15 protein-coding genes are annotated in these 15,598 nt (G+C 70.0%); 8 read left to right on the top strand and 7 right to left on the bottom strand.

Translation table 11 applies throughout. The features are described 5' to 3' along the window. Window positions 1-38: 38 nt before the first annotated feature. Window positions 39-1,283, top strand: coding sequence for a cytochrome P450 (locus tag A3G1_RS32605; RefSeq protein WP_018347624.1), 1,245 nt, complete (start codon window positions 39-41; stop codon window positions 1,281-1,283). Further along, window positions 1,283-2,971, top strand: a complete 1,689-nt coding sequence (locus tag A3G1_RS0101165; RefSeq protein WP_040477280.1) for an NAD(P)/FAD-dependent oxidoreductase — start codon at window positions 1,283-1,285, stop codon at window positions 2,969-2,971. The genes A3G1_RS32605 and A3G1_RS0101165 overlap by 1 nt, the downstream gene beginning before the upstream one ends. Before the next feature lie 259 nt (window positions 2,972-3,230). Here A3G1_RS0101165 and A3G1_RS0101160 read toward each other — a convergent pair whose 3' ends face one another. Continuing rightward, window positions 3,231-3,758, bottom strand: a complete 528-nt coding sequence (locus tag A3G1_RS0101160) for a CGNR zinc finger domain-containing protein (protein WP_018347622.1) — start codon at window positions 3,756-3,758, stop codon at window positions 3,231-3,233. A 66-nt stretch (window positions 3,759-3,824) separates the two neighbouring features. Between A3G1_RS0101160 and A3G1_RS0101155 the strand changes: the two genes are divergently transcribed. Beyond that, entirely contained in the window at window positions 3,825-4,652 is an 828-nt protein-coding gene (locus tag A3G1_RS0101155; protein ID WP_018347621.1) for an alpha/beta fold hydrolase, read from the top strand. Window positions 4,653-4,655: 3 nt separating this feature from the next. Then, window positions 4,656-5,222: an NAD(P)-dependent oxidoreductase gene (locus A3G1_RS0101150; RefSeq protein WP_018347620.1), complete on the top strand. Its 567-nt coding sequence runs from the start codon at window positions 4,656-4,658 to the stop codon at window positions 5,220-5,222. 160 nt (window positions 5,223-5,382) lie between these two features. Here A3G1_RS0101150 and A3G1_RS0101145 read toward each other — a convergent pair whose 3' ends face one another. The 3 genes from A3G1_RS0101145 to A3G1_RS32600 form a co-directional block, all read right to left on the bottom strand. Continuing rightward, on the bottom strand, window positions 5,383-5,988 hold the full coding sequence (locus A3G1_RS0101145) for an HIT family protein (RefSeq protein ID WP_026211687.1): 606 nt from the start codon (window positions 5,986-5,988) through the stop codon (window positions 5,383-5,385). A gap of 171 nt (window positions 5,989-6,159) precedes the next feature. After that, window positions 6,160-6,840, bottom strand: a complete 681-nt coding sequence (locus tag A3G1_RS0101140) for a response regulator transcription factor (protein ID WP_026211686.1) — start codon at window positions 6,838-6,840, stop codon at window positions 6,160-6,162. Next, window positions 6,837-8,000: an ATP-binding protein gene (locus tag A3G1_RS32600; protein ID WP_425411369.1), complete on the bottom strand. Its 1,164-nt coding sequence runs from the start codon at window positions 7,998-8,000 to the stop codon at window positions 6,837-6,839. The genes A3G1_RS0101140 and A3G1_RS32600 overlap by 4 nt, the downstream gene beginning before the upstream one ends. Before the next feature lie 150 nt (window positions 8,001-8,150). Here A3G1_RS32600 and phoU point away from each other — a divergent pair, with 150 nt between their 5' ends. Then, on the top strand, window positions 8,151-8,792 hold the full coding sequence (gene phoU, locus A3G1_RS0101130) for a phosphate signaling complex protein PhoU (RefSeq protein ID WP_026211685.1): 642 nt from the start codon (window positions 8,151-8,153) through the stop codon (window positions 8,790-8,792). A gap of 68 nt (window positions 8,793-8,860) precedes the next feature. Here phoU and A3G1_RS0101125 read toward each other — a convergent pair whose 3' ends face one another. Then, window positions 8,861-9,604: a phosphoglyceromutase gene (locus tag A3G1_RS0101125; protein ID WP_211216200.1), complete on the bottom strand. Its 744-nt coding sequence runs from the start codon at window positions 9,602-9,604 to the stop codon at window positions 8,861-8,863. A gap of 106 nt (window positions 9,605-9,710) precedes the next feature. Between A3G1_RS0101125 and A3G1_RS0101120 the strand changes: the two genes are divergently transcribed. The 3 genes from A3G1_RS0101120 (at window position 9,711) to A3G1_RS0101110 (ending at window position 13,485) form a co-directional block, all read left to right on the top strand. Continuing rightward, on the top strand, window positions 9,711-10,943 hold the full coding sequence (locus tag A3G1_RS0101120; protein WP_018347614.1) for an MDR family MFS transporter: 1,233 nt from the start codon (window positions 9,711-9,713) through the stop codon (window positions 10,941-10,943). Next, window positions 10,940-12,196, top strand: a complete 1,257-nt coding sequence (locus A3G1_RS0101115) for an MFS transporter (protein WP_018347613.1) — start codon at window positions 10,940-10,942, stop codon at window positions 12,194-12,196. Before A3G1_RS0101120 ends, A3G1_RS0101115 begins: the two co-directional genes overlap by 4 nt. Window positions 12,197-12,285: 89 nt before the next feature. Next, window positions 12,286-13,485, top strand: a complete 1,200-nt coding sequence (locus A3G1_RS0101110; protein WP_018347612.1) for an MFS transporter — start codon at window positions 12,286-12,288, stop codon at window positions 13,483-13,485. A 247-nt stretch (window positions 13,486-13,732) separates the two neighbouring features. On the opposite strand, the gene A3G1_RS32595 is transcribed toward A3G1_RS0101110, so the two are convergent. Continuing rightward, on the bottom strand, window positions 13,733-14,266 hold the full coding sequence (locus tag A3G1_RS32595; protein ID WP_018347611.1) for a type III secretion system chaperone family protein: 534 nt from the start codon (window positions 14,264-14,266) through the stop codon (window positions 13,733-13,735). Between the two features lie 10 nt (window positions 14,267-14,276). After that, window positions 14,277-15,551, bottom strand: a complete 1,275-nt coding sequence (mshA, locus tag A3G1_RS32590) for a D-inositol-3-phosphate glycosyltransferase (RefSeq protein ID WP_051110386.1) — start codon at window positions 15,549-15,551, stop codon at window positions 14,277-14,279. Window positions 15,552-15,598 lie beyond the last annotated feature (47 nt).

Genomic DNA, 15,598 nt, shown 5'->3' with positions numbered 1-15,598 from the left:
AACACAAGCAGGCAGATGAACCGGGAACGAGGACGCTGGTGCAGGCCACGCTCAAGGAGACGATCACGTACAACGCCGTGCAGGCGCTGCCGCAGCTGCGGCTCGGCACGGTGCGGCCGAAGGAGGCCGGCTACGCCTGGGCCGAGCGCTTCGACATCTTCGGGCGCAGCTTCCGGTTCGTGGAGGGGCTGGCCCGCAAGTACGCGCCCGGGCCGCTGTGGATCACCTATGCCGGGCAGCGCAGCCTGCTCCTGCTGACCGTGGCACACGTCCGGTACGTGCTGGAGCGCTCGCCGGACCCGTTCGCGGCCGACCCGGAGATCAAGAAGTCCCGGCTGTCGCACTTCGAGCCGGAGGCGGCCACGATCGCCCGCGGCGAGGACTGGGAGCGCAAGTCGGCCATCAATCACGAACTGCTGCAGCCCATGCCGGTGGCCGAGGTCGTGGCGGAGGAGGTCGCCACGTTGCTCGACCGGCCGTTGCTGACCTGGCAGCCGTTCGGCGAGGCCTTCGAGCGGATCGCACGCCGCCTCGTACTCGGCGACGCGGCGGCCGCCGACGCCGAGGTCAGCGAGTGGCTGGCCCAGCTGCAGGAGGACGCCGACCGGCGGCTGCCCGCGTACGGCGACAGGTTCCCGCTGCTCATGGCACGGATCGCCGAGTACGTGAAGAAGGCCGAGCCGGGGAGCCTGGCCGGGCGGGCCGCCTCGATCCCCGGCGCGACGGGCCAGCTGCCCCATGCCCTCTTCGCGATCCAGGACACGACAGCGATCAACACGTACCGGGCTCTCGCCCTGATCCGCGCCCACGCGAACGTGTCGGCCCAGACACGTGAAAATGTGTCCGATATGATGGCAAATGAGACGTATGCTGAGGCGGCTCTCCAGGAAGCCATGCGGCTGTTCCCCACCACGCCCATCTACTACCGGACGGCCGTGCGCGACACCACGATCGACGGCACCGAGGTACCGGAAGGCACGCTCGTGATCATCCCGAACGGCTTCCACCACCGCGACCGCCGGGGCCACCCGCACGCCAACCAGTTCACCCCCAGCCAGTGGCTGAACGACAACGGCGAGCCGGCCGGCGAGGACTGGGCATACAACCACTTCAGCCACGGCCCCCAGTACTGCACGGGCAGGAGTCTCGCGCTGGACGTGGCCGTCGCGGCACTCAGGACCCTGCTCGGCAGGCGGCTCACCCTGCGGCATCCGGCGCTCAACCCAGACCGCCCGCTGCCGTACTTCCTCAACCACTTCACGATCACACTGGCGGTGCACTGATGCCCAGCAAGCCCAGACCAGCAGTCATCATCGTGGACGGCGACGTCGTCAGTCGCGAGGACGTCGTCGAGGGTTTAAGAGAGCGCTACGCCGGGCGGTACCGGGTGATCGGCGCCTCCACCAGCGGCGAGACCGCCGCGATCACCGCACAGCTGCCCGCCGTCGGCTCACCGATCGCACTCGTCGTCGCCCAGCAGCACCTCGGGGACGGCCTCGGCACCGAGCTGCTCAGCCGGATCCAGCTCGACCACCCGAGCGCCAAGCGCGTGCTGCTGTGCTCCGCGGCAGACGCCGAGACCGCGATCGACGCCATCAACCGGATCTACCTCGACCGGTACCTGATCTCGCCGTGCGTCCCGGCGGAGGAGCGGCTCTACCCGGCCCTCGACGACCTGCTCTTCGACTGGGAGTCCAACAACAAGGCCGCCGCGCTCGGCGTGCGGGTGCTCGGTGAGCGGTTCGCGGCCCGCTCGTACGAGATCAAGGACTTCCTGGCCCGCAACGTGATCCCCTTCGAGTGGCTGGACCTGGCCGACGCCGGCCCGCGCCGGATCGCCCAGGAACTCGGCCTGCCCGAGCCGTACCCGACCACGGTCCTGCTCAGCGACGGCCGCGCCCTGTACGGCCCGAGCCTCGCCGAGCTGGCCCTCGAACTCGGCCTGACCCAGCCGGCCACCTCGGACAGCTACGACCTGATCATCGCGGGCGGCGGCCCGGCCGGCCTGGCGGCTGCCGTGTACGGCGCGTGCGAGGGCTTCCGTGTCCTGATCATCGAGGACGACGCGCCCGGCGGCCAGGCCGGCACGACCTCGAAGATCGAGAACTATCTCGGCTTCCCGTCCGGCCTGTCCGGCGCGGACCTGGCGCAGCGCGCCCTGGCCCAGGCCAAGCGGTTCGGCGTCGAGTGGCTGTGCACGAAGGTCGCGACCGGGCTCCGCGAGGAACACGGCATGCGCTACGTGACCCTCGACGACGGCACCGAGCTGTCCGCCCGCGTCGTCCTCGTCGCCACCGGCATGTCCTACCGCCGGCTCGACGCGCCCGGCGTCGCCGACCTGCTCAACGCCGGTGTCTACTATGGAGCCTCGCTCACGGAGGCGATCCAGACCGAGGGCGAGGACGTCTACATCCTCGGCTCGGGCAACTCGGCCGGCCAGGCCGCGCTGTACTTCGCCGAGCACGCCCGCTCGGTCACGATGCTGATCCGCGAGACGTCCATCAAGGACAGCGCGACGTCCGCCTACCTGGTCGAACGCCTCGAAGCCCACGAGCGTGTGATCCTCCGCGAGCACACCGAGCTGGCCGAGGCCCACGGCAGCGGCAGGCTCGACAAGCTCACCCTGCGCGACAACCAGACCGGCGAGACCGAGCTGGTCTCCGCCACGTCCCTCTATATCCTGATCGGCACGACCCCGTGCAGCGGCTGGGTGGCGGGGCAGGTCGGGCTCGACGAGTTCGGCTTCATCCTGACCGGCTCCGACGTCACCGGCCGCGCCGACCGCCTCCCCGCGCCCTGGCCGGAGGACCGCGAGCCGATGCTGATGGAGACCAGCATGCCGGGCGTCTTCGCAGCCGGCGACGTCCGCGCGGGCTCAGTGAAACGCGTCGGCTCAGCAGTCGGCCAGGGCGCCGTAGCCATGCAGGCCATCACCCAGTACCTACGAGAGCGGGTTCTGCCGACCCGCTGAGCGAAAATCTGAGCTGCGCGAAACGAAAGCCCGTGTACAACCAGTACACGGGCTTTCGTTTCGCTTGTCAGATTTCCGCTCAGCGGGCCACCTCGCCTTAGATCAAGATCAAGAAAACCCACCATTTTGTACCGGGGCCGGGGCGCGACACTTTCGCATCCCGGCCCTGGTTTTGACCTTCCGCTCTTGATCTAACGCGAGGTGGCCCGCTGAGCGGGTTCCCGACAACGCGCGCATCGTCGTCCTCAGCGGGTCGGCACTACCCCTTGTGCCGAAGGTAGTAGCGGGCTACCCGCGCCCGGTTCCCGCAGATCGCCGGGGAGCACCACTGCCGCTTCGGGTGTGCCGGGATGAACAGCACCGTGCAGTGCTGACCGGCGCACTCCCGGATCGTCCCCAGATCCACATTCGCCAGAAGGTCCCCGGCGGCCGCGGCGAGTACGCCGCACAGCCGGTCGAGATAGTCACCGGCTGCCGGCCGCACGCTGACGCGCTCGCCGTCCCAGTACAGCTCGCTTGCTCGCAGGGCCCCGTTGATCCCGCGCAGGCCGGGCTCGCGGCCCTGCCGTGCTGCCTCCAGCGCCTCGGACACCTCCGCGCGCAACTCCCGGACCCGGGCCACATCTGCGCTGGTCAGCGGCCGGTCGGGCTCGGATAGCCGGTCTGTTTCGAGCGCGAGCCACTGGCCGAGCCCTTCCGCGTCGGCCAGCAGGTCCTGGCCCTCGGGCCACGTGTTCAGCAGGTCCAGCGCGAGGTGCTCGCCGGTGATCGGAGTGAGCGTCGCCATGCCCTAATGGTATCTCACCCGAATGTTGTGTTAGCCTAATGCCACATCGAGCCAAGGAGGCATGTGATGAGCGTGGCTTACCGGTACGCGGAGGTCGACGGAGCCCGGATCTTCTACCGGGAGGCAGGCCCGGCGGGAGCCCCGGTGCTCCTGCTGCTGCACGGCTTCCCGTCGGCCTCGCACCAGTACGCGCGGCTGATCGACCGGCTGGCCGGCCAGTTCCGGGTGATCGCGCCGGACCTGCCGGGCTTCGGCCGGACGGAGACCCCGGAGGGGTACACGTTCACGTTCGACCAGCTCGGCGTCACGATGACCGGCTTCGTCCGCGCCCTGGGCCTGGAGAGCTTCCACCTCTACGGCTTCGACTACGGCCTGCCGGTCGGGCTGCGGATCGCCGAGGCCGAGCCCGCCCGCCTCGCCGGGCTGTTCGTCCAGAACGGCAACGCGTACACCGACGGGCTCAGCGAGGTGGCCCGCGGCCTGCTCTCGGCCACTCCCGAGCAGATCCGCCCGATCCTCGAAGCCGACGGCACCCGGATGCAGTACCTCACCGGTACCCGTGACCCGGAGGCCGTCGACCCGGACAGCTGGCTGCTCGACCAGCACTACCTCGACCTGCCGGGCCGCAAGGACATCCAGGTCAGCCTCGCGCTCGACTACGGCAGCAACGTCGAGGCGTACCCGCGCTGGCAGGCCTGGCTGCGCGAACACCAGCCGGCCGCGCTCGTCCTCTGGGGCACCGGAGACCCGTTCTTCCTCGTCCCCGGCGCGCACGCCTACCTCCGCGACCTGCCGGACGCCGAGCTGCACCTGTTCGACACCGGCCACTTCGCCCTCGTCGAGGACGTCGACGCCATCGCGGCACTGATCAGCAAGTTCATCGAAGGGAACTGAGTCATGAAGATCGCAGTCATCGGCGCCACCGGCTTCATCGGATCGGCCATCGCGGCCGAGGTCACGGCGCGCGGCCACGAGCTGACCCCGCTGACCAGGAGCGGCGGGTTCGACGTGACCCGCGACGCCGGCACGCTCGGCGAGTACGACGCGGTGATCTCCGCTGTGAAGGGCTCGGCGGCCGAGGCGGCCCGCGCGCTCGTCGCGGCGGGCCCGGCCCGTGTCGTGTTCGTCGGCGGCGGGGGCTCGCTGCGCACGCCCGACGGGGAGCGGCTGGTCGACCTGCCGCACTTCCCCGAGCAGTACAAGCCGGAGGCGCTGGACGCCGCTGCGGCACTCGACGTGTTCCGGGAGACCGGCTCCGGTCTCAACTGGACGTTCGTCAGCCCGCCGCCAGCGCACCTCGTCCCCGGCGAGAAGACCGGCGTGTACCGGGCCGAGGCCACCGACGTCCCGCTGCTCGACGCGACCGGCGACAGCAGGATCACGGTCGGCGACCTGGCCTCGGCCGTCCTCGACACCGTCGAGTCGGGCACCTTCCCCCGCCAGCGCATCTCCGCCGCGTACTAGGGCCTGTCCGGTAGATCTTGCCGGTGCGAGGCGAGTCTCAGGAGTCGGCTGACAAGCCGTTTTCCTCCCGGAATACCGGTGTTGTATTCCGGGAGGAAAACGGCGCAGGCAGGCGGCTTCTGAGGCCGCCGCAGCCCGGCAAAGATCTACCGGACAGGCCCTAGGGAGTCCGGCTGCCGCCGAACGACTCGACCAGCGCGTCCGCCACGGCCTCGGCATCGGCGTCCGCGACATCCGCCGGGTACTCCGGCAGCAGGTCGTCCCACACCGGCAGCCACGAGCCGAAGAACTGTGCCTGCCCCTCCGGCCGCGCGAAGAACCACAGGTGCAGGTGCACGGCCCCGTCGCCGATCCGGTACATGTGCGCACGGGAGATGTTCGGGATGGCCTGCATGTGGCGGACGATGCGGGTACCGAGCAGGCCCATCTCGGTGGCCAGCTCATCGGGCAGGTCGTCCATGTCGTAGTGCTCGCGCGGGTAGAGCATGAGGATCAGCGGTACACCGACTCCTCTGATCCGCTCCAGCCGCCAGTTCCCCGTGAACCAGATGCCCTTGTCGCGGTCGCGGCAGATGTCGCAGCCCGCCGGGTCCTCGCCGTGCCGGGCCTTCTCCGGCACCACCGGCGGCCGGAGCGGCGACACCCGCAGCCCCTCCTGCTCGAACGGGCTGACCTCCCACCCCGTCATCCGCGCCAACGGCAACCGCCCATCACCATCAGCAGCAGCCAGCGCGAGCGCATAGAACTCATCAGGATCCAAAGCCATGCCACGGACAGTACCCAAAAAGGATCTTGACCTACTCCCCTTGATCTTGATCTAACGCGCAGTGGCCCGGTGAGCGGAAATCTGACAAGCAACGCGGAAGCCCGTGTACTGGTTGTACACGGGCTTTTGCGTTGCGCAGCTCAGATTTTCGCTCACCGGGTCCAAACGGTCTTAAGATTCGAACTTGTAGCCTAGGCCCCTGACCGTGACGATGTAGCGGGGTGTTGACGGCTCCGGCTCGATCTTCGACCGCAGCCGTTTCACGTGCACGTCGAGCGTCTTCGTGTCGCCCACGTAGTCGGCGCCCCAGACCCGGTCGATGAGCTGGCCTCGGGTCAGCACCCGCCCGGCGTTGCGGAGCAGCAGCTCCAGCAGCTCGAATTCCTTCAGCGGCAGCTGCACGCTGGCCCCGCCGACGCTGACCGTGTGCCGGTCGACGTCCATCCGGACCGGGCCGGCTTCCAGCGTGCCGGGGAGCAGCTCGGCGGGCTCGGTCTGGCGGCGGAGGACCGCACGGATCCGGGCGACCAGCTCACGCGGGGAGTACGGCTTCGTCACGTAGTCGTCGGCCCCGATCTCCAGGCCGACCACCTTGTCGATCTCGCTGTCCCGCGCGGTGACCATGATGATCGGCACGTTGGACCGGGTGCGGAGCTGGCGGCAGACCTCGCTGCCCGACATCTCCGGCAGCATCAGGTCCAGGAGCACGATGTCGGCACCGGCCCGGTCGAACTCCGTGATCGCGGCCGTGCCGGTCGCGGCGACCGAGACCTCGAAGCCTTCCTTGCGCAGCATGTACGACAGCGCGTCCGAGAAGGACTCCTCGTCCTCCACCACAAGTACCCTGGTCACGAGCGTCCTTTCGTGTTCATGTCAGCCATCCGAGCCGGGCTTTTCGACGCGCGGGCGGCGCCTGGGGGCCTGGAGGGTAGCCGGAGGGTGAACGTTGACCCCGAGCCCAGCTCGGAGCTCACCTCGACCCGCCCGCCGTGGTTGCTGGCGATGTGCTTGACGATCGCCAGGCCGAGGCCTGTTCCGCCGGTCGCCCGGGACCGGGCCTGGTCGGCTCGGTAGAAGCGTTCGAAGATGCGGTCGGTGTCCTCCGGCGCGATGCCGATCCCCTCGTCCGCCACGGCGATTTTCACGCGTTTGCCCGACTTCTCGGTCACGATGGTGATCGCGGTCTTCTCCGGCGAGTACGCGATCGCGTTCTCCACCAGGTTGGCCAGCGCGGTGACGAGCTGCCCCTCGTGGCCGTAGACGGTCAGCCCGTGCTCGCCTTCCCAGCGGACGGTGATCTCCTTGGCCACCGCAGCCGTCCGGCTCCGGTCCAGCACCTCGTTGATCATGCGGTCGACGCCCACCGGCTCCGGCTCGGGCAGCGGCTCGGCGCCCTGGAGCCGTGACAGCTCGATCAGCTCGCTGACCAGCCTGGCCAGCCGGGCCGACTCGTGCTGGATCCGCTCGGTGAACCTGCGCGCGGTCTCCGGGTCGTCCACCGCCTCGATCAGCGCCTCGCTGAGCAGCTGGAGCGCGCCGACCGGGGTCTTGAGCTCGTGGCTGACGTTCGCCACGAAGTCCCGCCGGACCCGCGCGACGCGGTGCGCCTCGGTGACGTCCTCCACTTCCAGGTGGACGTGGTCGTCGTCGAGGACGGACACCCTGACCCGGACGCCGAGCGGGTTACGCCCGCCGCTGCGCGGCAGGTCCAGCTCCACGTCCCGGGCCTCGCCGTTGCGGCGGACCTGGGCGACCAGGCTGCGCAGCACGGCGTGCGAGAGGCCGCTCTCGTCGGATTTGAGGAGTTTCATTCCGATCGCGGCGGGGTTGGCCAGGGCCACCCGGTCGCCGGGATCGAGGACGATGACCCCGGCACGCAGCCCATCCAGGCTGGTCCGGGCGAGGTCGGTCTCCACGAGCACGCTCTTCTGTCTCCCCCGAGTCGCGCGGCGGGTCAGCCACGCGGCAACTCCGGCACCCACCGCGGCGCCCACAACAACTGCCAGCACCACATTCACAGGGCGATCGTAGGGGGACTGTGCTCGGAATCCGCCAGCCAGGAAAAGCTGAATCGCCTGGTTACCCCCAATGTTCACCCTTCAGATCATCCTCGTTCACCGGGGTTCATCCACCGGTAGCCCAAGGAACCTACGGTGAGCTTCATGCGCGACGTATACCGTTCCGACCTCGCCCAGCTCGCCGGCACCCTCGTGGCCATGGCCGGTGAGGTCCGCCGGGCCCTCCGGCAGGCGACCAGGGCACTTCTCGAGGCCGACCAGGTCCTCGCGGAGAACGTCCTCGCCGACGACGAGGGCATCAACGCCCTCTACCGCAAGGTCGAGGAGAGCGTGTACGAGCTGCTCGCCCGGCAGTCCCCGGTGGCCGGAGACCTGCGCATGGTGATCACCGCCCTGCACATCGCCACCGACCTGGAGCGGATGGGCGACCTGGCCGAGCACATCGCGAAGACCTCGCTGCGCCGCCACCCGGCCGTCGCGGTACCCGCCGAGCTGCACGACATCTTCCGCGAGATGGGCACGATCGCCGACCGGATGGCGAAGAAGGTCGTCTCGGTGCTGGCCGAGCGCGACGCCGACGCCGGCGCCGAGCTGGAGCAGGACGACGACCAGATGGACGCGCTGGAGCGCACGCTGTTCGCCAAGCTGCTCGGGGACGACTGGCAGCACGGGGTCGAGCCCGCCGTGGACGTCGCCCTGCTGGCCCGGTTCTACGAGCGCTACGCCGACCACGCCGTCAACGCCGGCCAGCAGGTCGTGTACCTGGTCAACGGCGCCGCGCTGTAAGGACCCGCAGACCGCGAGGAGCCGCTGTCACCCGGGGGGATGGCAGCGGCTCCTCGTCTTCGTCAGTACTACCGGCCCTGGTTGGCCACGGCCGCCGCGGCGATCTCGGCGGCCTCCGGGTCCAGGTACGCCGAGGAGACCTTGTTGAGGTCGGCGTCGAGCGTGTAGCGCAGCGGGATACCGGTCGGGATGTTCAGCCCGGCGATGTCGGTGTCCGAGATGTTGTCGAGGTGCTTGACCAGCGCGCGGAGCGTGTTGCCGTGCGCGGCGACGAGCACGGTCTTGCCGGCCCGCAGGTCGGGCACGATGGCGTCCCACCAGTAGGGCATGGTCCGGTCCACCACGTCCAGCAGGCACTCGCTGAGCGGGGCCGGGATGCCGGCGTACCGGGGGTCGCCGGCCTGGGACCACTCGTCGCCCGGGTCGATCGGCGGCGGCGGGGTGTCGTACGACCGGCGCCAGAGCATGAACTGCTCCTCGCCGTACGCCTGCAGGGTCTGCTTCTTGTCCTTGCCCTGCAACGCTCCGTAGTGGCGCTCGTTGAGCCGCCAGTGCCGGTGCACCGGGATCCAGTGCCGGTCGGCGGCGTCGAGGGCCAGCTCGGCGGTGCGGATCGCCCGGCGCAGCAGCGAGGTGTGCAGGACGTCCGGCAGCAGCCCGTGCTCGCGCAGCAGCTCACCGCCCCGCTTGGCCTCGGCCTCGCCCTTGGCGCTGAGCTCGACGTCCACCCAGCCGGTGAAGAGGTTCTTGGCGTTCCAGACGCTCTCGCCGTGGCGGAGCAGTACCAGGGTTCCCGTCGTCATGCCGCTCATCCTAAGGACGCTACCCACAGTGAGCGAGGACACGTCGGAAACCGCGTGACCCGGCCCCGGCATGTAAGCGATGCTCTACGCACCGACCCTTACACGGAGGTGGCAGTTGAGCGGGTGGTTACGGCAGACGGCCGGGGGGCTGCCACGGACTTTCTGGTTCCTGTGGACAGCGACGCTGATCAGCCGGTCCGGCGCTTTCGTGATCACGCTCCTCACCTTCTACCTGAAGAAGGACCGCGGGTTCGACGCCACGTTCGTCGGCCTCGTGATCGGCCTGATGGGTGGCGGTGGCGCGATCGGCGTCCTGCTCGGCGGCCAGCTGGCCGACCGCTGGGGACGCCGGAAGACGCTGCTGCTGGCCAATACCGGCACGGCGGCGGCGCTGGTCCTGCTGGGCCTGGCGCACGCCAAGGCCGAGATCCTGGTCGCCTCGTTCGCGGTGGGCCTGGTGCAGAACATGTCCCGGCCTGCCTTCACGGCGATGATGACCGACATCATCCCGGACGCCGACCGGATGCGCGGGTTCAACCTGAACTACTGGGCGATCAACCTCGGCTTCTCGTTCGCCGCGATCCTCGGCGGCCTGGTCGCCGAGCTGGACTACCTGCTGATCTTCGTGGTCAACGCGGTGACGATGCTGGTCACGGCGCTGCTGGTCTTCTTCCTGGTCCCGGAGAGCCGCCCACAGGACGTGCCGGTGGTCCAGCGGAAGACTGAGGAAGCTCCGGGCACCAACCCGTTCACCGATCCCGCGTTCATGATCCTGGTCGGCCTGACCTTCATGTCCGCCATGATCTTCATGCAGCACGTCTCCTCGCTGCCGCTCGCCATGGAGCGTGAGGGCTTCTCGCCGACGATGTTCGGCCTGGTCGCCTCGCTGAACGGCATCATGATCGTGGTCGGGCAGCTGTTCATTCCCCGGCTGGTCCGTGGCCGGGACACCGCGCGCGTCCTCGCTCTCGCCCAGCTCGTGATGGGCATCGGCTTCGGGCTGACGGCCTTCGCGCACGACGCCTGGGCGTACGCGGTCACGATCCTGATCTGGACCTTCGGCGAGATGCTGAACGCCCCGGCGGCATCGACCCTGAGCGCCGACCTGTCCCCGGTCGCGGCGCGCGGCCGGTACCAGGGCGCGTACTCGCTGGCCTTCTCGGCCGCCGCGTTCGTGGCCCCGCTGGCCGGCGGTTTCGTCTTCCAGCACTTCGGTAGCGCCGCGCTCTGGCTGAGCTGCCTGGCGCTGGGCATTCTCACCGCAGCGTTCTGCGTGGTCGCCGGTCCGTCCTGGGCCCGGCGCGGTGCGGTGCTACGCGCGCAGACACCTGCGGAGGTCAAGGCATGACAGGCTGGCTGCGGCAGACTGCCGGGGGCCTCCCCACCACTTTCTGGTACCTGTGGTCAGCCACCCTGATCAACAGGGTCGGCAACATGACCATGCTGTACCTCGGCGTGTACCTGATCTCCATCCGCGGCCTGGAGCCGTCCTACGCCGGCCTCGTCATCGGCCTCGGCGGCATCGGCAACGCCCTCGGTACCCTGGCCGGCGGCGTGATCGCCGACCGCTGGGGCCGCCGGCCCGCGATGCTGCTGCCCGCCGTGCCGGCCGCCACCGCGATGCTCAGCCTGGGGCTGGTCGACAACAAGCTCGCGATCCTGGGACTGTCGCTCCTCCTCGGCGTGTTCCTCGGCCTGGCCCGCCCGGCCTTCGGCGCGACGATGATCGACGTCGTCGGCGACAAGGACCGGATCCGCGCGCTGAACCTCAACTACTGGGCGATCAACCTGGGTGGCTCGGTCGCCGCGCTGCTGGCCGGCTGGCTGGCCAGGGCCGAGCCGACGCTGCTGTTCGCCGGCAACGCGTTCGCCCTGCTGCTGTCGACCGCTGTGGTCGCGCTCAAGGTCCCCGAGTCCCGCCCCGCCGTACCGCCGACCGCCCGTGGCGCGCAGAGCGTCGGCCTGGGCGTGGTGTTCCGGGACCGGATCTTCCTGGTCTTCGTCGGCCTGACCCTCGTCGCGTGGACGATGATCGAGACGCTGGAGATGCTGCCGGTCGCGATGAAGGAGGACGGGCTCGACCCGACGTCCTTCGGCACCATCATCTCCGTCAACATGATCATGATCGTGGCCGGTCAGCTCTTCCTGCCGAAGCTGGTGTCGCGGTTCCCCCGGGCCCGGGTGCTCGCCGTGTCGGCGTTGTTCCTCGGCGGCGGCTTCGGCCTGGTGGTCTTCGCCGACTCCGTGTGGTTCTACGCGCTGACCGTCGCGGTGTGGACGTTCGGCGAGATGCTCATGGTGACGACCAACTCCGCGGTGATCGCCGAGCTGTCCCCGGCCGACGCCCGTGGCAGGTACCAGGGCGTGGCGTCCTTCGGTTTCACCGGCGCGACGTTCCTCGGGCCGGTCGGCGGCGGGCTGGTCGCGACGCACTTCGGCTCGGCTCCACTGTGGATCGCGGTGTTCGGGCTCGGCCTGTTCCTCGCCCTCGCGAACCTGGCGGCGGGTCCGGCCCGGGCCCGGCGTACGGCGATCATCCGCGCCACCCATGCCGTGCCGGCCCCGGAGCCCGCCGGGAAGAAGGAGCCCGTCGCCGCGTAAGGGCCAGGCCCGGCACGGCTGATCGGGCCATGTCAGGCGCGCGTTGCCGCACCTAGCCTCGACACGTACGCCAGCGACATAGGAGCACAGTGCGCGCCCTCTCCGGCACCTACTGGGCGATCTGGACCGGCATCCTGATCAACCGGCTGGGTGGCTTCGCCATCATCTTCCTCGCCATCTACCTCAAGGACGTCCGGGAGCTGAGCACCTCGGCGACCGGCCTGATCATCGGCCTGCACGGCGCCGGGGGCGCGGTCGGCGTGCTGGCCGGCGGGGTACTGGCCGACCGCTGGGGCCGCCGGAAGACCATGCTCCTCGCGTACGTCTCCAACGCCGCCCTCCTGATGGCCGTCGCGGTGTCGGAGCACATCGTCCTCATCGGAGTGTCGGCAGCCCTCCTCGGCGTGTCCGTGATGCTCGGCGGCCCGGCCGGCGTCGCGGCCATCACGGACGTCGTACCCGAGCCGGCCAGGCTCCGCGCCTTCAACTTCATGTACTGGGCGTTCTTCGCCGGGGCCGCGATCGCCGCGCTCCTGGTCGGCGTCCTCGCCGACGTCTCCCACCTGCTGCTGTTCAGCCTCGACGCCGCCAGCGCGCTGGCCGCCGCAGTCCTGATCTATTTCCGTGTACCGGAAACGCTGGTCAAGCACCCCGCCACCGGCAACAGAGGCCTCAAGCTCGCCCTGACCGACCGCCCGTACCTCGGCTTCGTCGGCCTCACCTTCGTCCTCGCAGTGCTGCTGACCCAGTCGACGACGATGCTCCCGCTCGCGATGAAGGCCGACGGGCTGAGCACGGGGCAGTACGGCCTGGTCATGGCCCTGTCGGCCGCGATGGTCGTCCTCGGCCAGCTCTTCGTGCCCAGGCTGATCAGCCGCTCGGCGAAGGGCCGGGTGCTCGCGCTCGCCCTGCTCGTGATCGGCGTCGGCTTCGGCGCGACAGCCCTCACCGGCAGCCTCGCCGGGTACGCCGTGACCGTCGCCGTGTGGACGGCCGGGCAGATGCTCGCCGCCCCGCCGAACGCCGCGATCATCGCAGAACTGGCACCGGGCCGGCTCCGTGGCCAGTACCAGGGCGTGTTCAACCTGTCGTTCGCGCTCGCGGCGTTCGCGGCCCCGGCGGCTGGCGGCCTGAGCCTGGAGTACCTGGGCGACTGGCACTGGGCGATCTGCCTGGTACTCGGGCTCGGCGCGGCCCTCGGTCACCTGCGCACGGCACCCGGCCGTGACCGCCGCGCCGCCGAACTCCGCGCGGCAGAGCAGCCGGAGCGCGAGCCTGCACTGGTCTGAACAGCAAAAAGGGCGGGCGCGGAAGGAGGAGCCCCCCGACTCCGCTTCCGCGCCCGCCAACCTTCACCGCGGCGTCCGCCACCCCCCGGCAGCGCTCTGCGGCCAGTACCGCGCCTCGGCTTCAGGTGCACAGCCCCCCGCCATACACCCGGCGTAGCGCGATACCGCTACCCCCGTAGCTACGGCCAACCCTAGTGATCAACAAATTGATACGCAAGCGTTGCAAACTGTCTGCTGGCTCACATGGTTACTGTCTGGTAATACTCGCGCCCGAGTCGCCTACCTGGCCCTCCGCCGCGCCCGGCTCGGCTACCAGGTGCTCGAAGGCCGCCAGATTCGCCAGGGACTCCCCCCGCGACACCCGCCACGCCCACTCCCGCCGGATCGCCGAGGCGAAGCCCAGCTCCAGCAGCGGGTCGAAGTTCTCGTCGGCGTAGGTGAGGACGGCACCGAGCAGCCGGTCCAGCTCGTCCTCGTCGAGCACGCCGAGCGGCATCCGGCCGGTCAGGTACACGTCGCCGGCCGCGTCGATCGCGAACGAGACGCCGTACATGCCGGCGTTCTTGCGGAGCAGGTACGCCCAGACCTCTTCGCGGTTCTCGTCGGGCTGGCGGATCACGAAGGCCTCGACCCGCAGGGCGTGGGCGCCGGGGATCAGGTTGCACACCGTCTTGAGCTTGTGGGTGCCGGGCAGCACGACGGCGTACCCGCGCTCCGTCTTCTCGTACTCGATCTCCCTGGCGGCCAGGAAGCCCTCGATCGCGGCGTGCGCGTCCACCACGTGCCCCCTCCTAGATGCCGGTCAGCCCGGCGACCTCCAGCAGCCGGGAACGGTGCCTGCCCAGCGCGTCCCGGTACCCGGCGAGCAGGCCCTCCGCCGTGCGTGCCCAGGAGAAGTCTTGCGCATGCTGGACGGCTCCGGCGGCAAGGGCCGACCGGCGCGCCGGGGCCCGCAGCAGCCCGCCGAGCGCCCGCGCCCAGTCGTGCGGGTCGTGGCTGTCGATCAGCATCCCGCTGAACCCGTCCCGGACTGCGGTGGTGAGCCCGCCGACCCTGGCGGCCACGACCGGCGTACCGCAGGCCTGCGCCTCCAGAGCCACCAGCCCGAACGACTCGTTGTAGCTGGGCACGCAGACCAGGTCGGCCGCCCGGTACAGGTCGGCGAGCGCCGAACCGCCCTGCGGCTCCACGAACCGGATCTTGTCGGTGACGCCGAGCTGGCCCGCCAGCGCGCCCAGGTCGAGCCCCGAGCCACTGTTACCGCCGGCGATCACGACGACCAGCTTCTCCCGCTCCGCTGGCGAGAGCTCGGCGACGGCCTTGACCAGCAGGTCGGGGGCCTTGAGCGGCTGGATGCGGCCCACGAACAACAGCACGTGCGCGTCGGCGGGCAGCCCGAACCTGCGCCGGCCAGCCTCCCGCGACCCGGGCGTGAACCGGTCCAGGTCGACGCCGGGCTGGACGATGTCCACGCGGCACGGGTCTGCCTCGTACAGGTTGATCAGTTCGAGGGCCTCGGCCTCGGTGTTGGCGACCAGCAGGTCGGACTCGGCGACCACCTGCTCCTCGCCGATCACGCGTGCCTTGGGCTCGGGGTTGTCGCCGTCGGCGAGCTGGGCGTTCTTGACCTTGGCGAGGGTGTGCGCGGTGTGCACGAGCGGCACGCCCCACCGGTCCTTGGCCAGCCAGCCGGCCTGGCCGGACAGCCAGTAGTGCGAGTGCACCAGGTCGTACCACCCGGGGGTCCTGGCGGCCTCGGCGCGCAGCACGCCGGTGGTGAAGGCGCAGAGCTGTGCGGGCAGTTCCTCTTTCGACAGGCCCTGGAAGGGCCCGGCGTGCACGTGCCGCACGCTCACCCCCGGCGCCATCTCGACCACCGGGGGCAGGTCGCTGGACGTCGCCCTCGTGAAGATCTCGACCTCCACCCCGGCCTGGGCCAGGCGGCGCGAGGTTTCCACGATGTACACGTTCATGCCGCCGGCGTCACCGGTGCCCGGCTGATGCAGCGGTGAGGTGTGCACGGAAAGCGTGGCGATCCGGCGGGGGAGGTCAGAAGAGAATGCCACGCGATGGTTAACTCTGCTCTCGCGAGCACTCTTCCCCGTCGTGTCGC

It is taken from the genome of Longispora albida DSM 44784 (assembly GCF_000379825.1).
Lineage (GTDB): Bacteria > Actinomycetota > Actinomycetes > Mycobacteriales > Micromonosporaceae > Longispora > Longispora albida.
The sequence above is the reverse complement of the archived record's forward strand: the minus strand, read 5'-3'. Positions and strand labels throughout refer to the sequence as shown.